General features: G+C 65.1%; 22 protein-coding genes. 8 read left to right on the forward strand and 14 right to left on the reverse strand.

Annotated elements, in window-relative coordinates; genetic code table 11:
• The first annotated feature begins 27 nt into the window (after positions 1-27).
• Positions 28-813, forward strand: a complete 786-nt coding sequence (locus R3P95_RS05050; RefSeq protein ID WP_317547483.1) for a YoaK family protein — start codon at positions 28-30, stop codon at positions 811-813.
• Here the strand turns inward: R3P95_RS05050 and R3P95_RS05055 are convergent.
• From R3P95_RS05055 to R3P95_RS05065, 3 genes are read right to left on the reverse strand one after another with little or no spacing between them, the layout of a single operon-like run.
• Positions 729-2,414: a flavin monoamine oxidase family protein gene (locus tag R3P95_RS05055; RefSeq protein ID WP_300525160.1), complete on the reverse strand. Its 1,686-nt coding sequence runs from the start codon at positions 2,412-2,414 to the stop codon at positions 729-731. The genes R3P95_RS05050 and R3P95_RS05055 overlap by 85 nt on opposite strands.
• Positions 2,411-3,247, reverse strand: a complete 837-nt coding sequence (locus tag R3P95_RS05060) for a carbon-nitrogen hydrolase family protein (RefSeq protein ID WP_149405283.1) — start codon at positions 3,245-3,247, stop codon at positions 2,411-2,413. The genes R3P95_RS05055 and R3P95_RS05060 overlap by 4 nt, the downstream gene beginning before the upstream one ends.
• Positions 3,244-3,882 (reverse strand): helix-turn-helix domain-containing protein, encoded by a 639-nt coding sequence (locus R3P95_RS05065; protein WP_149405282.1) that lies wholly within the window; start codon positions 3,880-3,882, stop codon positions 3,244-3,246. The genes R3P95_RS05060 and R3P95_RS05065 overlap by 4 nt, the downstream gene beginning before the upstream one ends.
• Before the next feature lie 111 nt (positions 3,883-3,993).
• Between R3P95_RS05065 and speB the strand changes: the two genes are divergently transcribed.
• Positions 3,994-4,953: an agmatinase gene (speB, locus tag R3P95_RS05070; RefSeq protein ID WP_149405281.1), complete on the forward strand. Its 960-nt coding sequence runs from the start codon at positions 3,994-3,996 to the stop codon at positions 4,951-4,953.
• A gap of 4 nt (positions 4,954-4,957) precedes the next feature.
• On the opposite strand, the gene R3P95_RS05075 is transcribed toward speB, so the two are convergent.
• The 7 genes from R3P95_RS05075 to R3P95_RS05105 form a co-directional block, all read right to left on the reverse strand.
• Positions 4,958-5,857 carry a universal stress protein gene (locus R3P95_RS05075; RefSeq protein ID WP_149405280.1) on the reverse strand — a complete coding sequence of 300 codons (900 nt, stop codon included), beginning with the start codon at positions 5,855-5,857 and terminating at the stop codon, positions 4,958-4,960.
• Positions 5,854-7,296, reverse strand: coding sequence for an amino acid permease (locus R3P95_RS05080; protein ID WP_068050370.1), 1,443 nt, complete (start codon positions 7,294-7,296; stop codon positions 5,854-5,856). Before R3P95_RS05080 ends, R3P95_RS05075 begins: the two co-directional genes overlap by 4 nt.
• Before the next feature lie 123 nt (positions 7,297-7,419).
• On the reverse strand, positions 7,420-8,055 hold the full coding sequence (locus tag R3P95_RS05085; RefSeq protein ID WP_317547485.1) for an ABC transporter ATP-binding protein: 636 nt from the start codon (positions 8,053-8,055) through the stop codon (positions 7,420-7,422).
• Positions 8,052-8,963, reverse strand: coding sequence for an ABC transporter ATP-binding protein (locus tag R3P95_RS05090; protein WP_317547486.1), 912 nt, complete (start codon positions 8,961-8,963; stop codon positions 8,052-8,054). The genes R3P95_RS05085 and R3P95_RS05090 overlap by 4 nt, the downstream gene beginning before the upstream one ends.
• On the reverse strand, positions 8,960-9,778 hold the full coding sequence (locus tag R3P95_RS05095; RefSeq protein ID WP_149405276.1) for an ABC transporter permease: 819 nt from the start codon (positions 9,776-9,778) through the stop codon (positions 8,960-8,962). The genes R3P95_RS05090 and R3P95_RS05095 overlap by 4 nt, the downstream gene beginning before the upstream one ends.
• Positions 9,771-10,814 carry an ABC transporter permease gene (locus tag R3P95_RS05100; RefSeq protein ID WP_317547487.1) on the reverse strand — a complete coding sequence of 348 codons (1,044 nt, stop codon included), beginning with the start codon at positions 10,812-10,814 and terminating at the stop codon, positions 9,771-9,773. The genes R3P95_RS05095 and R3P95_RS05100 overlap by 8 nt, the downstream gene beginning before the upstream one ends.
• Positions 10,769-12,376, reverse strand: coding sequence for an ABC transporter substrate-binding protein (locus R3P95_RS05105; RefSeq protein ID WP_317547488.1), 1,608 nt, complete (start codon positions 12,374-12,376; stop codon positions 10,769-10,771). Before R3P95_RS05105 ends, R3P95_RS05100 begins: the two co-directional genes overlap by 46 nt.
• Before the next feature lie 111 nt (positions 12,377-12,487).
• Between R3P95_RS05105 and R3P95_RS05110 the strand changes: the two genes are divergently transcribed.
• From R3P95_RS05110 to R3P95_RS05125, 4 genes are all read left to right on the forward strand, one after another.
• Positions 12,488-13,702, forward strand: coding sequence for a PucR family transcriptional regulator (locus R3P95_RS05110; RefSeq protein WP_094686563.1), 1,215 nt, complete (start codon positions 12,488-12,490; stop codon positions 13,700-13,702).
• Positions 13,703-13,903: 201 nt separating this feature from the next.
• The gene (locus R3P95_RS05115) at positions 13,904-14,059 is read left to right on the forward strand and encodes a hypothetical protein (RefSeq protein ID WP_179275604.1); all 156 of its coding nucleotides are present in this window, start codon (positions 13,904-13,906) and stop codon (positions 14,057-14,059) included.
• Positions 14,056-15,123: a TerC family protein gene (locus R3P95_RS05120; protein ID WP_269594305.1), complete on the forward strand. Its 1,068-nt coding sequence runs from the start codon at positions 14,056-14,058 to the stop codon at positions 15,121-15,123. The genes R3P95_RS05115 and R3P95_RS05120 overlap by 4 nt, the downstream gene beginning before the upstream one ends.
• Before the next feature lie 78 nt (positions 15,124-15,201).
• Positions 15,202-15,750 carry a Dps family protein gene (locus tag R3P95_RS05125; protein ID WP_032397614.1) on the forward strand — a complete coding sequence of 183 codons (549 nt, stop codon included), beginning with the start codon at positions 15,202-15,204 and terminating at the stop codon, positions 15,748-15,750.
• Positions 15,751-15,817: 67 nt separating this feature from the next.
• Here the strand turns inward: R3P95_RS05125 and R3P95_RS05130 are convergent, their stop codons facing one another.
• Positions 15,818-16,261, reverse strand: coding sequence for a hypothetical protein (locus R3P95_RS05130; RefSeq protein ID WP_317547798.1), 444 nt, complete (start codon positions 16,259-16,261; stop codon positions 15,818-15,820).
• A gap of 140 nt (positions 16,262-16,401) precedes the next feature.
• Between R3P95_RS05130 and R3P95_RS05135 the strand changes: the two genes are divergently transcribed.
• On the forward strand, positions 16,402-16,599 hold the full coding sequence (locus R3P95_RS05135) for a CsbD family protein (RefSeq protein ID WP_068050352.1): 198 nt from the start codon (positions 16,402-16,404) through the stop codon (positions 16,597-16,599).
• 82 nt (positions 16,600-16,681) lie between these two features.
• Here the strand turns inward: R3P95_RS05135 and R3P95_RS05140 are convergent, their stop codons facing one another.
• Positions 16,682-17,410, reverse strand: a complete 729-nt coding sequence (locus R3P95_RS05140) for an EAL domain-containing protein (RefSeq protein ID WP_317547490.1) — start codon at positions 17,408-17,410, stop codon at positions 16,682-16,684.
• The gene (locus R3P95_RS05145) at positions 17,407-18,663 is read right to left on the reverse strand and encodes a PucR family transcriptional regulator (RefSeq protein ID WP_317547491.1); all 1,257 of its coding nucleotides are present in this window, start codon (positions 18,661-18,663) and stop codon (positions 17,407-17,409) included. The genes R3P95_RS05140 and R3P95_RS05145 overlap by 4 nt, the downstream gene beginning before the upstream one ends.
• 271 nt (positions 18,664-18,934) lie before the next feature.
• Here R3P95_RS05145 and R3P95_RS05150 point away from each other — a divergent pair, with 271 nt between their 5' ends.
• Positions 18,935-20,122, forward strand: a complete 1,188-nt coding sequence (locus tag R3P95_RS05150; protein ID WP_317547492.1) for an esterase/lipase family protein — start codon at positions 18,935-18,937, stop codon at positions 20,120-20,122.
• A 53-nt stretch (positions 20,123-20,175) separates the two neighbouring features.
• On the opposite strand, the gene R3P95_RS05155 is transcribed toward R3P95_RS05150, so the two are convergent.
• Positions 20,176-21,198: an LLM class flavin-dependent oxidoreductase gene (locus R3P95_RS05155; protein WP_317547493.1), complete on the reverse strand. Its 1,023-nt coding sequence runs from the start codon at positions 21,196-21,198 to the stop codon at positions 20,176-20,178.
• Positions 21,199-21,208 lie beyond the last annotated feature (10 nt).

A 21,208-nucleotide genomic window follows, 5' to 3' on the forward strand; every position in this document is an offset into this window, starting at 1 on the left:
CATCGGCAATCGTGTCAGTATTTCTCGATGAGCACGCCGCAGCCCCACATTGCCGTCGCCACTGCGAAATCGGTTCGACTCGGAGTACTGCTGGCGGCAGTCGGTGGATTCCTCGACGCGTACACCTACATCACCCGCGGCGGCGTGTTCGCCGGCGCGCAGACCGGCAACGTCGTGCTGCTCGGCGTCGATGTCGCCGCCGGCCGGTGGGTCGAAGCGCTCGCGTTCCTACCGCCGTTGGCGGCCTTCGTCCTGGGGGTCGCGACCGCAGAATTCATCGCGCTGCCCGCGGTTGCGAGGATCGTCCGACGACCGGTGCGGGCGGTGCTGGTGTTCGAGATCCTCGTGGTCCTCGTCGTCGGATTGCTGCCGGCCACCGTCCCCGATGCAGTGGTCTCGGTGATCCTCGCTCACGTTGCCGGCGTGCAGGTGACCACCTTTCGTGTGCTGGTCGATTCGCCGTTCAACACCACGATGACGACCGGCAATCTCCGCAGCATGGCGATGGCGGCTTTCCATCGGGTGGTCGAACACGATCTCGAGGCCGGCATCCGCGCCCGACGGTTCGGCGCGGTGATCTCCGGATTCTTCGGCGGGGCGCTGCTCGGCGCAGTCGCGGTCGAGCTGTTCGGGCTACGGGCGATCTGGGTCGCAGCCGTGATGCTGACCGCCGCTCTGGCACTGTTCGTGTTCGACGAGCGAACACCCAGGTCGTTGTCTCCGAAAGGTCAGTCGCCCAACCGAAGCGGAGCAATCGACTCGAACACATCACCCGGTCCCGGATTGCCGTCTGCCGACGAACCGCCCAAGTGATGCACGACGCCCCACACCGCGTTGAGTGCGGTGTGAATGGCTCCCTCGGCCCACCCTGCCGTCCACGAGATGTCGTCGCCGGCGAGAAAGATCCCCCGGTGTCGAGGTTCGAGATCGTGCTGCACGAAATGGGTGAACAGTCTTTCCTGGTATCGATAGTGGCCCGGCAGATTCGCCTTGAATGCGCCCATGAAATCGCGTTCGGTTTCCCAGGACAGAGTCACCGGCGTGGAAATGATGTGACTGCGGAAGTCGACACCGGGATAGATCTCCTCCAGCGATCGCAGCATGATGTTCATCCGCTCGGTCGGATCCAGGGCCAGCAGCTTGAGCGAGTCGTCGGACCACGTGTAGGACAGGCAGATCAGCCCGGGCTTGCCCTCACCCTGGTCGAGTAGGTACGTGCCGCGACTCATTCGATCGGTCAGCGTCATGCTCACCAGATCGCGGCCGGTGACCGGATCCTTGTCCTTCCAGAACGGCCGATCGACAAGTGCGAACACCTTGGTCGACCCCATGTAGTGGGTGCGTTCGATGGCGGTCCAGTGGTCGATGGGGAACAGGTCGTCGTCGCATCTGATGTTGCTGAGCAACATCCAGCTCTGGGCGGTCACGACGGCGGCGGCGTAGGTGCGGATGTTGCCGCGATCGTCGTGGATCGTGGTGCCGCCGTCGGTGCGTCTGATCTCGGTGACGCGCGACATCGTGGTGCCGCCGTTCAGTGACGCGACCGATGTGCCTGCGGGCCAGTGCGCCATGCTCGCCGGCGAGTCGGTCCACAACCGCATCGGGAGTTGCTGTGAGCCGCCGACGATTCCGCGATGGTGATCGTCCGCTGCCGTGATGACGACGCGAAGGATCTCGAGGATCGAGTTGGGATAGTCGGTGTCCCATCCGCCCGTTCCGAAACCGACCTGGCCGAACAGCTCTCGCATCCGAAACGACGAGAAGTGCTCGGACGCAGCCAGAAAGCCGTAGAAGGTCTGATCGTCGAACTTCACGATCAGCTCGTTCCAGATCCGCTTGATCTCGGCCACGTCTCGCCTGCGGATGGCACGCTGCAGCGGAATCAACTCGGCGTGTTCCTCGAGCGTCCTGTTCCACGCGTCGGCGACCTCGGCGAAGATCGGCGGGAGATCGTCGAGCTTGCGTGCGTAGTGGCTCTCGCCCTTGAGGTCGATCACCGTACTGGGGGTCACCTCGGCCAGCGGGTTCGGAAACGGTGTCGTCTCGAGCCCGACGGCGTCGAGGTAGTGGAACAGCGCGGTCGACGACGGCGGAAAACGCATCGCGCCCATCTCTGCCACCACACCGGGATGCCCGTCGAACGGTACCGAGCGCATCCGGCCGCCGATCCGATCCGATTCGTACACAACGGGTTCCATGCCGAGCTTCAGCAATTCATGGGCGACGACCATACCGGCGAGTCCGCCGCCGATCACGGCGACCCGGGTACCGAGGGCCGCGTCGGGAATGCTCCCCAGGCCGGCCGGATGCGCGAGGTAATCGTCGTACGCGAACGGGAAGTCCGGGCCGAACATCGTGAGCGGCTGGTCGTCCTCGGATGCGATTGCGCTGTCCGGGGTGACGGGTGTGGTCATCGGTCGGTCTCCTGCTCGGCCCGTGAGGGTCCTGTCGGGTAGAGGTCGGTACGGCGATCGGCCAGATGGGTGTTGACCGCACGCGATCGAGCGAGCTCGGCCGGATCCAGCTCGAAGGTCAGCAGTTCTTCGTGTTCACCGGCTCGCGCGAGGTCGTTGCCAGCCGGCCCGACGGCACAGGTCAGCCCGCAATACCTCAGGCTCGCCTCGGTGCCGCAGCGATTGACGTAGGTGATGAACAGTTGGCTCTCGTACGCCCGCGTGGGAACGACGTGAGTGGCGATGATCTCGAATGGGGTCATCAGACCGGTGGGAACGATCAACCACTCGGTGCCGGCATCGGCGTGCGCGCGAACGGCTTCGGGAAATTCGACGTCGTAGCAGGTGAGTACACCGCACCGCAGCCCGCCGAAGTCGAACTGCACCAGCAGGTCCGGCCCCGGGGTGAAGTGAGTGCGATCGAGGGCCCCGAACAGGTGCGTCTTGCGATAACGCGCGACCGATCGTCCGGATGCGTCGACCACCTGCACCGCGTTGAACACAGGCTCGCCCCCGTGATTCGAATGACCGAGTTCGGGGTATCCGTACACGATCGCGACACCGTGTGTTCGCGCGATCGAGGCGATGCGCTCGAAGATCGAACCGTCGAACGTTTCGGCTCGTTCGCGCACGAGATCCCCGATGTCGTAGCCGCTCACCGACATTTCCGGGGTCACCAGCATCGACGCCCCTGCTTCGGCTGCGCTGCGCGCCGCGGCATCGATCGCCGACAGGTTGGCCTCGACGTCGGCGGAGAACTCCGGCCCTTGGAACAGCGACACGATGACCGTCATGAGAGAAACTCCGGTTTCCTGTTGTGCAACTCTTCGGGCAGCGCGGGCGCCAGCACCCACAGGACCCGGGCACCACCACTGCTGTCGCTGCGAAAACTGTGCGGGCGTCGCGGCGAGAACGTGAACGCATCGCCCGGTCCGAGCAGCACGTCGTCGCCGCCGAAGGCACCGCCTGGATCTTCCTCGAAGGTCACTCGAACCTCGCCGGACAGCACGTGTACGAACGTGACGTCCAACGGCAGGGTGTACGCCTCCGCGCCACTGCCGCCACCTTCCTCGATCTCCCCCAGCAGTACCTGGACCCGCCGCTCCCCGACCGGGGTCAACAGATACTCCGTCATCGCCGTTCCCCCGAACATGATGCGCGGCAACGATTGCGCGCGCACCACTTCACCGGCGGGGGCGTCGTCGAACAGGGAGCCGACCGGAACGTCGAGCGCAGCACAGACCCGAACCAACGACGCGACCGATGCGTTCACCTGATCGCGCTCGAGCTTGGACAGGTACCCCTTGGTCACCCCGCAGGTATCGGCGAGGGCGTCGAGAGTCAGCCGCTTCTTCATGCGTGCTTCCTTCAGTCGCGCGCCGATACGTGGCGCGTCGTTCTCGACCGAAGCAGCAATCGACACCGTCATCGCCTCTCAGGAAACTCGTGTTGACAAGATCGTGCATCAGAGTAACGCTTGCCGGGCGAACTGGTCGACTCCACTGTCACCGGACTCTGTGAAATTCGGAAGGAATTCTCGATGAACCCGAGCAGTCCCGAGCACCCACCGATCGGTCCGGTCGACGCGACCAAGGTCCCCCGCTACGCCGAGCCCACCACGTTCGCTCGGCTCCCGCGCCTCGACGAGGTGTCCCGCGCCGACGTGACCATCCTCGGCGTCCCGTTCGATTCCGGCGTGAGTTACCGCCCGGGCGCACGTTTCGGTCCCGGGCACATCCGTGCTGCCTCGAAACTGTTGCGGCCCTACAACCCTGCCCTGAAGGTCTCGCCGTTCGCCCGCCAGCAAGTTGCGGACTTCGGCGACATCGGAGTCAATCCGTTCGACATCACCGAGGCGCTCACCACGGTGCACGACGCGGTGACCGACCTGCGCGCCGACGGCTCCTCGGTTCTGACCCTCGGCGGCGATCACACCATCGCACTGCCGATTCTGCGCTCGCTCGCCCGCGACCACGGACCGATTGCAGTGCTGCACTTCGACGCTCACCTCGACACGTGGGACACGTACTTCGGTGCGCCCTACACCCATGGAACCCCGTTTCGACGAGCCAGTGAGGAAGGCCTGATCGACCTCGAACGCTCGCAGCACATCGGCATTCGCGGCCCGCTCTACAGCGAGCAGGACCTCGAGGACGATCGAGTTCTGGGCTTCCAGGTGATTCGTTCCGACGATTACGAGGTCGACGGTGTCGCCAGCATCGTCGAGCGGATGCGCAGACGTCTGGACGGCGGCCCGGTCTACGTCTCGGTCGACATCGACGTTCTCGACCCAGCACATGCGCCCGGCACCGGCACTCCCGAAGCCGGCGGCATGACGTCCCGAGAGTTGCTCAACACTCTGCGCGGACTCGTCGGCCTGAATGTCGTCGGCGCCGACATCGTCGAGGTCGCGCCGGCCTACGACCACGCCGAGATCACCGGAATCGCTGCGGCTCATGTTGCCTACGAGCTGTTGTCGGTTCTCGCCCTCAACCGATAGGACGTCACCGCCGCGGCAGCACCAGGATCGGCACCGGCGAATGACGGATGATCTTCGTTGCCCGGGAACCGAGAAACACCCGAGCGATGGGTCCCAGTGGCCCGGACGATCCGATGGTCAGTACTTCGCCGTCCTGCCAGTGCAGTTCGTCGAGGGCTTCGCGCCAACTGCCGGCCGAGGCCAACTCGGTCGTCACCCGATCGACCGGGAGTCCCACCGCAACCGCGTCGTCCACTGCTGCGGTGAGCGCCTCGCTGAGCCCCCGGGACAGCTCGGCGGCGACGTCGTCCTCGGCTCGTAGCCCGATTTCTGGCGGGTACATCGTCGCACCACGGACCACGAACGACGCCAGACGAAGCGGAACGCCTGCTTCCCTGGCCAGTTCGGCGGTGGGGCCCACCACGCGCGAGGCCTCGCTGTCACCGGAGAACGCGCACGTGATCCGCGTCAGAGTCGTGCGCTCGCGCACGCGATAGCCGCGCGGGGCCAGCGCCACCGTCACCGGCGACGAGTGCAGCAGTTTGTCGGCGGTCGACCCGACGACGACCTGCCCGAGTGCGCCGTCGCCCGAGGAGCCGAGAACCAGAACCGCGGCCCCGAGACTGTCCGCCGCATCGGTCAACGCCGTCGACACCGAGCGGTGCGCGAGGCGGTGGAACGACGCGGCGATATCGGGCGCTTTCTCCTGCAGATAGTGCCGCGCCTTCGCCTCGGATTCGGCTGCCGTTGCCGCCGCCCAATCCGCGAACTCGGCATCGACGCGGGCCATCGACGGCGTCGACCACGGCTTGGGAACCACCGTCGCCACGTCGATGTCGGCACCGGTCGACCGAGCGAGTTGGGCACCGAGATCGAGGGCACCGACGCTGCCCTTCCCCGGTGCGAACGCGATCAGCACGCTCATCGCGCGTCCTGCCCTGCACCACGCAATGCCGAATGGTGCCGACCCCAGAAGTAGTAGAACGCCAACACGACCGCGAGCCAGAGCCCGAACCAGAACCACGTGGTCCAGTGCAGCCCGGACAGGATGTACAGGCACGCGAGGACCGACAGCACCGGAGTCACCGGGTATCCCGGAACCTTGAACGGCCGCTCGAGATCGGGCATCGAGCGGCGCAGCACGATCACTCCGATGGACACGACGATGAATGCGACGAGGGTGCCGATCGACACCAGGTCCGCCAGCTTGTCGAGCGGAATGAACGCGGCGAGGATCGAGATCACGACGGCGACGACGATCGTGTTGTTGACCGGGGTGTGCGTACGAGGACTGACCTTGGCGAAAGCTTTGGGCAGCATGCCGTCTCGGCCCATGGCGAACAGGATGCGAGTCTGCCCGTACATCGTCACCAGGGTCACCGAGAAGATGGAGATCACCGCACCTGCAGCCAGAATCGTTGCCGGCCAGGCTTGCCCGGTCACGTTACGCAGGATCTCCGCCAGCCCGGCTTCCTCCTGGCCGGCGAAGTCGGTCCAGGGCTGAGTGCCAAGGGCGGCCACGGCGACGACGAGATAGAAGACGATGACGACGATCAGCGCCGCAATGATGGCCCGCGGCATGGTCTTCTGCGGATCCTTCACCTCGTCGCCCGCGGTGGACACCGCGTCGAGTCCGATGAACGAGAAGAAGATCGTGCCGGCGGCCGCGGTCACACCTGCTGCGCCCAGGGGCATGAAGTCGGAGAAGTTTCCGGAGTCGAAGGCGGTGAATCCTACGATCGCGAACAGAGCCAGCACGCCGAGTTTGATGACGACCATGACTGCGTTGACGGCCGCCGACTCGCTCGCACCGCGAATGAGCAGAACGGCGCACAGCACGATCAGCACGACCGCAGGCAGATTCATGATGCCGGGATCGGCGTCACCCGGCGCAGCGGACAGCGCGTGCGGGATGGTGAAGCCGAAGAGATTGTTCAACAACTCGTTGAGGTACCCGCTCCACCCGACGGCGACGGCAGCGCTGGACACTCCGTACTCGAGCAACAGGCAGGCGGCGACACCCATCGCGACCACCTCGCCCATCGTCACGTACGCGTAGGAGTAGGTCGAGCCCGAAACCGGTACCGCCGATGCCATTTCGGCGTAACAGATGGCTGCGAGGCCGGCCGCGATACCCGCGGCCAGGAACGAGAGCACCACTGCAGGACCGGCTTCGGGAACCGCGAGCGACAGGACGAAGAAGATGCCGGTACCGATGGTGGCACCGACGCCGAACATCGTCAGCTGAAACGTGCCGATGGTGCGTTCCAACCCGCCACTGCTCTGCTGGTCCGGATCCACGATCGGCTTCTTGCGAAGCAGTTGCGATCGCAGACTCGATGCAGGTCTGTTCGACGAGGTCATGTGGGCGACTCCCAACGTGGAGAGAAACTCTCGAATCAACCGGTTCGGCTGATTCTGCTCCCCGATCGAGTGATTCGCACACCGAACCGGCTCGCTCGTCTCCGCGAGTTCTCGATGTGGTTCTCAGCTCAGACGGTGCACGGAAGAGCACAGAGCGTCCAACAGATCCTCGTCGTGGCTGATCACGAGCACACCGAGTCCGCCGTCGACGGCCTGTCGTTCGACCGATCTGGCGATCGACGCCGTCGTCGCCGCGTCGAGCATCGACGTCACCTCGTCGCAGATCAGATAGCGCGGCCGTTGCGCCAACGCCCGTGCGACACAGGCGCGCTGCAATTGCCCGTCGCTGACCTGGTGTGGGCGACGGGACAGCAGGTCGGCGGTCAGGCCAACCTGCTCTGCCAGATCCGCGACATCGACCGAGCGCCCGGCGATGACCGCTGGTTGCTCGATGATCGAGCGCAGGGTCATCCGTGGATCGGTCGCCTGCCGTGGAGACTGGAACAGCAGCGCGATCTGTGCGCGTGACGTCGCAGGTACCGAATACCCGACGCCACGCACCGTGGTCCCGTCGAGCAGCACCGATCCGGTTCGGGGTTTCTGCAGCAACGCAAGCACTCTCGCGAGGGTTGTCTTTCCGCTACCGGACGGGCCGGTCAGCCCCGTGATCGTTCCCGGTTCGACCGAAACGCTGACCTGTGTCAACACATCGGGGCCACCCGGGTAGCCGGCGCTCACGGCCACCGCGTCCAGGCTCATCGGTGCACTCTCGTTCGGTACGACCGCGCGCCCACCATCACCATTTCCGTGGGTCCACCGGAGTGTGGAGACAGTGGCCGGCGGAGGTGGTAGACGCAATCGTCGGGAAGGTCGGTCAACTCGGGCGGCGATCCCGGGAGCGGAGTCATCCCGCGAGAGGGCAGCGCGTCCAGCAGGTCCCGGGTGTAGTCGTGCAGGGGATTCTCGAGCACCGACGCGGCAGGTCCCGTTTCCATGAGACGCGAGGCGTACATGACGGCGATGCGATCGGCGACCTCCGTCCTGATCAACGACGACAGGTCGTGGGTGATCAGCAGTACCGCTGCGCCGTCGTCCGCGCACGCCCGCAGTAGCCCGAGCACGTGGTCGACGGCCGCGCGATCGAGGTTGGAGGTGGGCTCGTCGGCGACGATCACCGTGGGATCCGCGGCCAGCGCTCCGGCCAGAGCGACCCGCTGAGCCATTCCACCCGAGAGCTGATGTGGATGGAGATCGAGGTGTGCCGGAGCAAGCCCCACCCGCTCGGCGAGCCGATCGGACGTCGACGGACCTCCGTGTGCGGCGATCGTCTCGTCCAGTTGCGATCGGACGGTTCGAGTCGGCGTGAGATGTGTTGCCGCAGACTGCGGAACGAGCGCGACGTCCCTGCCCCGAAACCCTGCCGCACTCGTCACGTCGAATTCCCGTTCCGCGGTGGTGACCAGGACCGATCCGTTCACGGTCGTTCCGACCGGCAACATCGCCATCACCGTCGCCGCGAGAATCGACTTGCCGCAGCCCGACTCGCCGACCAGAGCGGTCACGGTTCCGACCGGAACCTTGAGATCGACATCGGAGGCGGCATGCACCCACCGTCGACCGATCGGAATGCGAACGGTCAGATTTCGAACGGACAGACCCCGGGTCACAGGCGAAGCTCCGACGGACGCGCCGGCGTCACCCGCGTCCGTAGTGCCGAACCCAGTACGGCCACGGACAGCGTGGCGACAAGCAGTATCGCGGCGGGGAACACCAAGGTCCACCAACTCCCCAGCAGCAGAGAACTGCGGGCTTCCTCGAGCAGGGTACCCAGGCTCGGCTCGTGTGGAGGCAGCCCGAACCCCAGGAAGGACAGCGTCGATTCGTGCCACACCGCGTGCGGGAGCAACAGGACGACGGCGATCATGGCCTGGGGTAGAACGGCAGGAACGAAGTGTCGAGTTGCCACGTGAAAACGACTGGCCCCGGCCAGAATTGCCGCGTCGACGAACTCTCGCTCGCGCAACCGAAGGATCTCCGAGCGCACGATGCGAGCCACCTGGGTCCAGTGTGTCAACGCGATCGACGCCACGATGGCGACGACGCTACCGCGAAACATCGCCACGATCACGATGCCGAGCAACAGGTGGGGCAGCGCGTTGACGGCGTCGGTGCTGCGCATGACGATGCGATCGACCCGCCCACCCCAGACCCCCGCGGCCAGGCCGACGACGCAGCCGAGGACCGTCGCCAGTGCCGCGCAGGCCACCGCGATGAGCAACGATGTGCCGATGGCCGATGCGCTGCGCACGAACAGATCTCGGCCGGCCGAGTCGGTGCCGAACGGATGCTGCGCCGAGGGCCCCAGCCTCGCCGACGAGAAGTCGACGACGCGATCGTCCACCCCCGCGAGCATGGGGACCGCTACCGCGTACACGGTCAGAGCGGCGAGGGCCACGCTCGCGATCGCCGTTCGCCTATCCATCCGCACGCACCCTCGGATCGAGTCGCACGACCAGTACGTCGGCGAGCAGAGAGCCGAGCATGACCGCGACAGTGGTTCCGAGAGTCAGCACGGCCAGCAACGGCATGTCGAGATCGCGTGCCGACTGCACGACAGCTCCTGCGACGCCAGGCCACCCGAATATCTCTTCCACCAGTACTGCCCCGACGACCAACTCGGGCAGTCGAACTCCGACGACGTTGACGAAGGGGGCCGATGCGGCGGGCACGATGTGGCGGCGAGTGATCTGGGCGGTGGGAATGCCGCGAGCCACCGCACCTGCCACGAAGTCCTCGCCACGCGCGGACACGATGGACTCGCGAACCGACAACAGCAGCCACGGAACCTGAGACAGAGCCAGAACCGACGCGGGCAGCAGCAGATGGCGGAGTACTCCACCGAGGGTGGGATCGCTGCCGCCGTCGGAGAGTCCGGCCACGGGCAACCATCCAAGACCGAGCGCGAACACCGCAATTGCGGCGAGCGAGAGCACGAACGGCGGCACTCCCTGAACGGTGACGCACGCGGCGGCGACGAAGCGGTCCAACCGGCCGCCGGCACGAATGCCGGAAGCGATGCCGACCGTGAACGCAATCGCAATCGCGGCCGACAGCGCGACTCCCGCCAACAACATCGTCCACGGAATACGCTCGGCCAGAACCTGACTCACCGGCTGTCCGTAGGATCGCGATTGACCCAGATCTCCTGTCACGACGCCCTGCAACCACTGCCAGTAGGCGACGAACCACGGCCGATCGAGGCCGAGGGCAACCGTCATCGACGCCTTGTCCGCCTCCGTCGTCGTCGTGTATCGGTTTCCGAGGTACCCGACGAGCGGGTCGAACGGGGACACCGCTGCGGCGGCGAAGAGACCGAGCGAGACGACACCGCACACCGGAACCAGCAGCATCAGTCGACGGCGCACCATCGCTCCGATGCCGCGCGAAGTCGTGGCGTGCCGTCGATCGACGGTCACGACGCGCGAGTCCACGTCTGCAACGACCACCACGGACCCCACGTGACGCCGTGGGAGTGCGGCTCGAGTACCGGGCCGGACATCGTCCAGTCCGAATCCTTCGATACGTACGTGTGGTCGAGAAAGACCAGGAAGACGTATCCCGGATCGGCCACGTAGGCGCGCTGCATCTCCCGGTACGCCTCCGCGCGTACCGCAGGGTCGAGGCTGCGCCTGCCGGTGTCGAGGGCGGCGTCGACCGTCGGGTTCGAGTAGTCGGCCGCGTTGTCGTAGACACTTCCGACGCCCGGCGCGACGAACGACGAGTCGAGTGTGCGGTATGCCTGCGTATCGGCATCGAACGGCTCTTCTCCGCCACCGAGCATCGTGGAATCCACGCCGATCCTGGGGTCTATCCGGTCCCACGACAGTGCTTCGAGGGTGACCTCGACCCCCACCGCCACCGCGTCGGACGCGAAAGCTTGCGCCAGATCTCGACGCACGGTATCGGTCGAGTTGTACATCACGGTGATCTCTGCGCGCTGTCCGTCACGCGTGCGAATGCCATCGGGACCGGGGATCCAGCCGCCGTCGGACAGGATCTGCCGGGCCGCGGCCGGGTCGTACTCGAACACCGCAGTCGGTTCGTAGGAGTCGCCGAACACCGGCGGAACGGGTGTGGCCGCCGGTCGGCCGTATCCGCCGAGCACCCCGTCCGTCATCGCCTGTCGATTCACGGCGAGATTGAGGGCGAGACGCATGTCCCGGTTTCCGGTGACCGGTGAGTTCGTCGGCAACGACACACCCCGCCAGTCCGCGGAGACATTGGACGACAACGACATTCCCTCGCGTCCGTCCAGGCTCTGCGCGAGAAGCGGCGGTAGGTTCGTCCCGTCGATGTCGCCCGCCGCCATCCGCTGGGCTCTGGTGTTGTCGTCCGGGACGTACAGCAGGGTGAGCTTCTTCACCTCGGGCGCACCGCCCCAGTAGTCGTCGTTGGCCTCGAATTCGGCTCGATCCGGCGACAGATCCACCAGAACGTAGGGGCCGGTTCCCACAGGTGCGCGGTTGAGTGGGGATTCGGCGGCGAGCCCGGGTTCCGCAACGGCTTCCGACGGGACGATTCCGATGAGCAACTTCGTCGGAAACGGCGCGTACGAATAGGCAAGTCGAAATTCGACGGTCGAATCGTCGATCGCGACGACCTCGTCGATCATGTCGAACGACGATCTCGCCTCGGACGCCGATGCCGGATCCAGAATCGCCTCGTAGGTGGCGACGACGTCGGCTGCATCGAACGCGGACCCGTCGGAGAAGACCACTCCCTCGCGAAGTGTCGCCGTCCACACCGTCGCGTCGTCGTTCGCCGTGGGAACCTCGACTGCGAGTGCGGGTTCGAGCGGTGGCAGACCGTCGCCGCCGCCGATGCGCACCAGCCCGTCGTACATCTTCGCCTCGCCCGCGGCACCGTACCCGGCGACCGGGTTGAAACCGCCGAGTTCGTAACCGTCGGCCAACACCAGTGCATCGGCCGATGCCGCTCCCGATTGCGACGGTGCAGAGCACGCGCTGACCGACAGCACGCACACGATCGCGACGACGGTCACCGAGCCGAATCGTGTCATTTACCTACCTTCGTCGAACGCCGAGTCGCGCGCGACGATGCTTCCACACCCGTGTAACCGATCGGTTTCGGCGACTTACGATGATGGGAGTCGACGAGGAGCAAGACACACATGGCCACACAGCGCGACGCGCTACCGCTCGATTCCGTCGCTGCGCAGTCGGCTTCGGACGCCGGCGGACTCGACGTCGCTCTGCTGGGCAGCTTCCTCGAAGTCCTCGCCGACGCCGTCGATGCCGGCGTCCCACTGAGCCGCCCGCAGCTGCACGAGTTCCGAGCGCAGGGTGATGCTGCTGCCCGCGCGGGCGTCGCACTGCGGGCATTGCTGGATCTGTACCTGAGCTCGGCGTGGCGACTGTGGCGCGAACTACCCGCTGTCGTCGCCGCCGCGGAGGACCCGGCCGGGGTCGTCACCGCAGGCGAGGTGATGCTGCGCGCGGTCGACGACGCGGTGGCCGAACTGGCCGAGGGATTCCAGCTCGCCCGGCGCACTCTCGTGCGAGCCGAGGTGCTCGCCCGCCGTGAATTCGTCGACGATCTGCTCTCGGGCACCTCCGATGTCGCCGGGGTGCTCGGGCGGGCGCAAACGTTCGGCCTCGATCTGTCGAGTCCTCATGTGGTGGCAGTGGTGACGTCGACCAAGCCCTTCACCGACGCCAGCTCTGCCATCACCCTCGTCGAACGCAGTGTGCAGGGCAGCAAGGGCGACGCCGAGTTGCTCGTGGCCACCAAGCAGGACAGGTTGATCCTGGTGTTCCCGGCACCCGACCTCGTCGCCGTCGACCACGTCCTCGACCGGGTGGGACGGGCCCTCGGTACGTCCACATCGACCTCGAGCGAATCGGTCGATCTACGTCGTAAGGGGGAATACGGCCGGACGCAGATCGGGGTCGGCCGCCCACGCAGCGGGGCGGTCGGTGTCGCGGCGTCGTACCGGGAAGCCCTCGACGCACTCGATCTCGCAGCCTCGCTCGGATTCGACGCATCGGTGGTCGATGCTCGTGATCTGCTCGTCTACCGCGTCCTGATCAGCGATCGCGCGGCGATCGCCGATCTGGTCGACACGTTGTTGACACCGTTGCTGAGCGCGCGAGGCGGCGCGGGTCCACTGCTGGAGACGTTGCAGGTGTACTTCGACACCGGTGCGAACACTGCATCCACCGCGCGCCGCATGCATCTGTCGGTACGGGCGGTGACCTACAGGTTGTCGCGAATAAAGGATTTGACCGGGCAAAATGTGGGCAACCCCGTCGAGGCATTCGCGCTGCACACGGCGGTGCTCGGAGCGAAGTTGCTCGACTGGCCCGAGGTCGGCTCGTCGTCGTGACTCAGCGGGGCCGCTGAACTTGCCGTAACCCGGCAACGAAATCGGTCGAAACGTGTCCGCAAAACGACCATGCCTGCAGGAAAGCGAACAGTCACACTGGAGTAGTCGCGGAAAGACGCAGTATTTTCCGCCCAGGCCCGAACGTACGGCCGGAAAAACGGCAAGACGAAGACAGACGAGAACGAGAAGGAGTGTGTGAAGATGGCGTCGTTGACACAGAAGTTGACATCGTTCGCTCGCAGCCCACAGGGCAAGAAGATGATCGACCAAGCACGTCGGTACGCAACCAAGCCCGAGAATCAGGCGAAGTTGAAGCAACTCGGCAGCAAATTCACGAATAGAGGTGGCCGTTCATGAACGTCGTCCCCTGGTGGGCATGGGCGGCATTCGGTGCCGTCGTCCTGATCCTGTTGGCCATCGACCTGTTGGCACACCGCGGTGCCCACATCATCGGTTTCAAGGAAGCCGCATGGTGGAGCGCACTGTGGGTCGGCGTGGCCATCATCTTCGGCATCGTGGTGTTCTTCACCTTGGGCACCACGGCCGGCGTCGAATACACGACGGCCTGGTTGTTGGAGAAGAGTCTGTCCGTCGACAATCTCTTCGTCTTCGCGCTGATCTTCGGCTACTTCAAGGTTCCCCGTGAGTACCAGCACCGCGTGCTGTTCTTCGGTGTGATCGGTGCCCTCGTCTTCCGCGCGATCTTCCTGGCCGCCGGTGTGGCCATCGTCAGCAAGTTCGCTGCCGTTCTGTTCGTATTCGCCGCCATCCTGCTCTACAGCGCATACAAGCTGATGAAGGACGAGGACGACTCGTACGACCCGAGCACCTCGATCGCAGTTCGTTTGCTTCGCAAGATCATTCCTGTCCGCGACGAATACGAAGGCACCAAGTTCTTCGTCAAGGAAGCAGGCAAGCGAGTGGCCACGCCGCTTCTCGCCGTCGTGGTGGCCATCGAGGCCGCCGACCTGGTCTTCGCAGTCGACAGTGTTCCGGCAGTTCTTGCGGTGACCGACGACCCCTTCATCGTCTACTCCTCGAACGCGTTCGCCATCCTCGGTCTACGCGCCCTGTACTTCCTGCTCGCAGGGTTGCTCGAGAAGTTCCACTACCTGTCCAAGGGACTGGCGATCATCCTCGCCTTCATCGGCGTCAAGCTGATCTTGCAGGCCGGACACAAGGTGATCAGTACCTCGATCCCCGAGATTCCCTCGCTGGTCAGCCTGGTGGTCATCATCGTGGTCCTGGCAGGCTCGATCATTCTGAGCCTGAAGAATCCCCCGAAGGAGGACGACGCAGACGCCATCGACAAGGTCGCTGCCGACAGCCCGATCGTCGATCCGACGGACGGAACCTCCTCGGCCGGCACCTCGCCGACCGGCACGTCGAGCACGGATTCACCGCGACTCGACAAGCCCTGACCCTTCACCACACATGCCCCGCCGATTCGATTCGGCGGGGCATGTTTGTGTTCCAGGGGGATGGGGCAATCACTGCACATGGCTGAAAAGAACTCGTACACCGTTCCCGGACTCACCTCGGAAGTGGGCGCGCGCGTCGCCGCGATCCTTCAGGATCGACTGAACGCCTACAACGATCTCCACCTGACCCTCAAGCACATTCACTGGAATGTCGTCGGTCCCAACTTCATCTCGGTACACGAGATGCTCGACCCGCAGGTCGAAGCAGTTCGCGGATTCGCGGACGACGTCGCCGAGCGCATCGCAACCCTCGGTTCCTCGGCCAAGGGCACCCCGGGCACCATCGTCTCCGAGCGCAGCTGGGACGATTACTCGATTGGTCGCGCGACGGCCATCGAGCACCTCGGTGCACTCGACCTGGTCTACACGGGAGTCATCGAGACCACTCGGAAGAACATCGAAGAGGTCGGCGAGATCGACCCGGTGACCGAGGACATGCTCATCGGCCAGAGCGCGCAGCTCGAACTCTTCCACTGGTTCGTGCGGGCACACCTGGAGAACTCCGGTGGTCAGCTCTCGACCGCCAACGCGACCAGCGAGGTCGACGCGGCGAAGCAAGCAGGCTAGACACTCACGCTTTACGCACCGACCTCGCCGTCAACCGGCGGGGTCGGTGCTTTTTCATGGGCCGGCGTCAGTCGGACGGTCTCGCTTCGTGCCCGCTGCGGCCGTGGGTTCGACGCTTCTCCTTCATCTCGGCCTCGAACACGTGGCGACGTCCGTCGAGCAATTCGTCTCGGACGGCCCGCTCGTGCTCGCGCAACGGGCCCCAGTATCCGTCGTCGAATTCCTCGACGAGCTGGAACGTCCAACGCCCCGGTGCGATGTTTCTGCCGATCATGTCCGTGTCGATCCGCTGCGCGATCGCGTCGTGATCTGCCTCGGCGAGTGCCTCGACGGCCTCACCCAACAGCAGGTCCGAATGCCCCATCAGTTGGTGGAACGAGTACAGGTGTCCCCGGGCCCGCTCCACACACTCGAGCGCCTCGGACAACTTTCCCACCGCGGCCACGGTCGCATCGTCCACTCCGCTCGGGCGCCGGTGTTCGGGTGAGGGCATATCGGGGGCGGAATGCATATCGGTATCTGGGTCCATGGGCGTCGATTACCCGAATCGGGCCGGCAGAACCCGCCGCACGTGCAGTTCGTGATTACCGACGTCGATCACGGGTATAGCTACTCGTGAACGGATAGACAATCGATTTCGAGGAGTTCACCATGGCTGATTTCATCGACAAGGCAAAGCACAAGGCAGAAGAGCTCGTGGGCGAAGCCAAGGAAAAGATCGGCCACAAGACCGACAACGACGATCTTGCTGCCGAAGGCGCAAAGGATCAGGCGTCGGGCAAGACCAAGCAGGTCGGCGACGACGTCTCGGACGCCGCAGGCAACATCAAGGACAAGTTCAAGAACTGATCGTCTCGATCGGTCGAAACGAAACCCCGCACCCAGGCCTCGGCCGTCGAGGGTGCGGGGTTTCGTCGTTCCCGGTCCCTCGTCAGATCGGCGGATTCGGCAGCGGCATGGGACGTCCGAACATCCAGCCCTGACCGAGGGTTGCTCCCAGAGACCTGGCGCGACGCAGATGCCTGCGGGTTTCGATTCCTTCGGCCAGCAGAACGGCGTCGCTCGAACCGACGTAGGCGCGCACCTGCCGTATCGCGGCGCGTGAGCGGTACGGGGACCTCACGATCGACGCGTCGAGTTTGACGATGTCCGGCGCGACCGAGGCCAACAGCGCCAACGTTGCAGGCGTGGCACCGACGTCGTCCATGGCCACCGAGATGCCGCGAGCGCGGGCTCCTCGGACCAGAGCCATCAGCAACGGCACGTTGCGGTCGAGGTCTCGCTCGGTGATCTCGAGGACGACGTCGAGGTCGTCACCGATCGCGTCGAGGTGGATGTCGACGTCGCGTTCGTCGGCGAAACAGCCCGGCTCGATGTTGAGAAAGAAACGCACCCGACGCGAGTAGGCGCGTTCACGCGCCGCCCGCAGCGCGGCGGCGCGACACGCGACGTCGACGCGACCCACCAGTCCGCGCTCTCTCGCCAGCGCGAACACGTCCTCGGGCACGGCCAGGCTCGGAGACGGCCACCTGGCCAGAGCCTCGTATCCGACGACTGTCCCGGTGGCCAGTTCGACAACGGGCTGAAACAGAGCGGCCACGGACTCCACCGAATCGAGTGCCGCCGACGCTGCGAGCACCGCGCCGTCCGGCGCGGTCACAGTGATCGCTCGTCCACCGGAACGCGACGGGCCTCGAGGCGGTCGGCGATCAGAGCAGCGTGCAGTCTTCGCAGTCCGGACGGCTTCATCGGATCGAGTCCGGTGAGCTGCTCCACCCTTTTGAGACGGTAGTCGACGGTGTTGGGATGCACCGTCAGCCAGGTGGCCGTCTTCTTTCGGTTGGAGTCCGAATCGACGAATGCTTGCAGCGTCGGCAACAGGTCGACCGAATCGCGCAGCGGATCGATCAGTGTCACAAGGTGTTTGCGCCCCAGGCCCGGTCTGCTCACCTGGTACTCGAACACGAGATCCGAAATCCGGTACGTGCCTGGTGCGTATCGGAGCCGACGCACGAGACTCAGCAGTTCGTACAGGTGAGGCGCGGTAGCGGCGATGTCGTCGATCGCGGCCGACCCGGTTGTCGCAGTCACCGCCACCTGACCCGCGTCGGCCAGACGATCGATCAAGTCGCCGACGTCGACGCCGGGGACATCGGGCAGCAGGACGGTTCCGCCGGTGGGACTGATCGACGCGATGGGCACGCAGTCCGCGTCGAATGTGGCCAGCGCGGTGTGTATTCTTCGCAGTTTTCGAGCCGCCATCATCGCCGCGTCGATCCGACGGCCACCTTCGTCGGCATGGGCCGGAAAGTGCAGGGCGACAACGTGATAATCCTCGGCGAGCAGCGTTCCCATCCGATCGGCGATCTTGCGAGCCGTGCCGTCACCGGTCAACAGCGCGTCCAGCAGTTCCACGTCGTGACGGGGACCGTTCTGAGCCAGCGTACGAAATTCCGTCAGGTAGGCATCGGACACGGCCGCGGTGACGACGTCCAACAGTTCCATGACCAGGACGGTTCCGTCGGCGAGTCGATCGTCGGCACCCCCGTCGCCCGGGCGCGGTGCCTGTCGCACAGCCAGTGCGCAGCCCTCGTTGACGGCATGTTGGATACGGACGAGCGGTACGCCGTCTCGGGCCCACCGGGTCGCTGCGTCGCGAAAGACGTCCATCGCACCGGGTATCGGTAGCCGCCCGGATTCGAGTACTCCGGTCGCCAGTTCGCAGCAGGTCGTCGTCATGTCGTCGAGTTCGCCGCGGGCGCACTCGCGCGGCGGTGGTGTGTCCTCGGGCTCGCCGAAGTACTGATCCAGCATGCGTGCGGCAGTCTCCCTCGGAGTCCGCAGACGGTCGGAGGCCCGTCGCCCACTGACGTATTCCTCCTGCGACACGTGCACGCTTTCCGTTGCCGTCACCGAAGACCCCACCCCTCGCACTCGAAACCTACTTCAGGTTTGTTTCCCCGCTACGAACAGTAGAACAACAATCAAACCTGTGGATTGTTTTTCCGAAAATATCCGGCAGTCGGTTCGGATTCGGGTCGTCGGTGCTCAGTTGTGACGATCTCTCACATACGACTCGGCGGTTACGGGCAGATTCCAAACGCCTGACAGGAGAACGAGAATCACCGAAATCCGCGCTTAATGTTCCGCCTTGTCCAACAACCCTCGTCGAAAGTCAGGCTCCATGACCACTTCTCGGTCCACCTCCCGCACGACGCGGAAGGCAACGACGGTGCGCACCGCGATGATCGCCGCAATGGCGTGCTCACTCACCCTCGGTACCGGTGTCGCAGCACAGGCACAGCCCGCCACCGCACCTGCTCCGCCCGCCACCGTGCAGGGCGACACGGTCGTTCCGCCCGGTCCGACCGAGGCCTCACCCAAGGCCGCCGACCAGGGCATCGCCCAGCCGAACATCGAATCCGCAGCTCCCGCGACCATCACCTACGACCCACGGACCGAGACCACGGGTTACGGACCGGAGCAGAAGAACTTCCTGGCCGGATTCCTGTACAGCATTGTCAACCCCAATGTCGCACCTCAGGGTGCCAACGACTGGAACTGCAAGCCGTCGGCAGCGCATCCACGTCCGGTCGTGCTGCTGCACGGCACGTGGGAGAACGCCTACAACAACTTCGCGCGGATGTCGCCTGCGCTGAAGAAAGAGGGCTACTGCATCTTCGCGCTCAACTACGGCGACCGGGACTCGAGCATCGTCGGTAATCTCGAGTCGCTGCGCGGCACGGCATCCGTCGCGTCGAGCGCGAAGGAGATCGCGACCTACATCGACGCCGTGCGCGCCGCCACCGGGTCCGCTCAGGTCGACATCGTCGGCCATTCCCAGGGTGGACTCGTAACCCGCCAGTACCTGCGCTTCGAGGGTGGCGCCAACCCGGCCGACCCGACGAAGAACAAGGTGAACACCGTCGTCAGCGTTGCCGGATCGAACCACGGCACCACACTCGTCGGTATCGGCACTCTGGGTCGCACGATCAACAACCTGGGCCTGAACGTACTCGGCGTCGTCGGTGCCATCGCCGGACCCGCCGCCTCGGACCAGGTCATCGACTCGGATCTGGTCAAGGGATTGGCAGTGGGCGGTGACACCGACCCCGGCATCAAGTACACCGTGATCGGCACCAAGTACGACGAGGTCGTCACCCCGTACAAGACGACGTTCCTCACCGCCGGTCCCGGTGCCACCGTCAACAACGTCACCCTGCAGAACGGTTGCGAGATCGATCTGTCGGACCACCTGTCGATCTCGGTCTCGCCTCGCGCGATCGGCATCGTGAAGAATGCACTGGATCCGAAGGGCTTCCCCACGAGGTCCATCCCGTGCGCATTCAACTCACCCATCACCGGCGGCTAGTCACCGGCGAGCAAACCTCGGTGAGGGCGATCGGCTGCGGAGGCCGATCGCCCTCACTGTTGCGCGGGCACCCATCCGAGTAGGGGCCCGAGGTTGTGCGCCATGTCGGTCAAGATCTGCACGTAGTCCTCGTGCTCGAAGCTGAACGGCAACGCGAACGCTACCTCGTCCACCTCTCGAAACGACCTGTTGGCGTACAACTTCTCGGCGATCCTCTGCGAAGTCCCGACGAGGTCGGGCGCGAACATCATCCGAGCCGGACCCTGCGGCTCGAGCGTGCGCGCGAATCGCCCACGCGCGTACTCCTCGTACTTGGCCGTTTGCGAAGGGCTCGCACTGTCGGTCGGGATAACCACCAACCCCTGCGAGACTCTCGCACCACCCCCGGCCGGGTGGAACTCACGAAAGCGCCGAATGTGCGAGAGCTGAATCTCGTCGAAGTCGATCGACTCCTCGGCGCGAACCACGCTGCTGATCAGAAGATTCATCTCGTTCTCACCGGCCCACTGCGCTGACCGCAGGCTCGCTCCCCCGTACCACATCCGGCCACGCAGACCGGGTGAATACGGTTGCACGCGAGCGGAATACGACTCGATACCCTCGGTCCCCGACCACGTCGACGCCGGCTCCCCGGCGACGAACCCGAGCAGCCTCGACACCCGTTCGTACCCGAAATCCTCGGTGTCCGCTGTGTCGGGATAGAGCGAATGCTTGACCCGCTCGAACTGCATCGGTTGTCCCACACTGACTCCGGGGTTGATCCGCCCACCGGACAACACGTCGACGGTCGCCAGATCTTCGGCGAGCCGTAGGGGGTTCTCCCAACCCAGTGGTGTCACCGCCGTACCGAGCGCTATCCGGTCGGTACGCTGCGATGCCGCAGCCATGACTGCGATGGGTGAGGAAATCCCGAACTGCAGGTGACGATGCCGAAGCCATGCGCTGTCGAAGCCGAGCTTCTCACCGAGTTCGATGATGTTCAACGTCGATTCGTGGCCACGCGCTGGGTCGGACTCGTCGAACAGCCCGATCGTGAGAAATCCGAGCGAACGCAACGGGTGAGAAGGCGTAGGCACGTCGAGACTC

It is taken from the genome of Rhodococcus cercidiphylli (genome assembly GCF_033042225.1).
Taxonomy (GTDB): Bacteria; Actinomycetota; Actinomycetes; order Mycobacteriales; family Mycobacteriaceae; genus Rhodococcoides.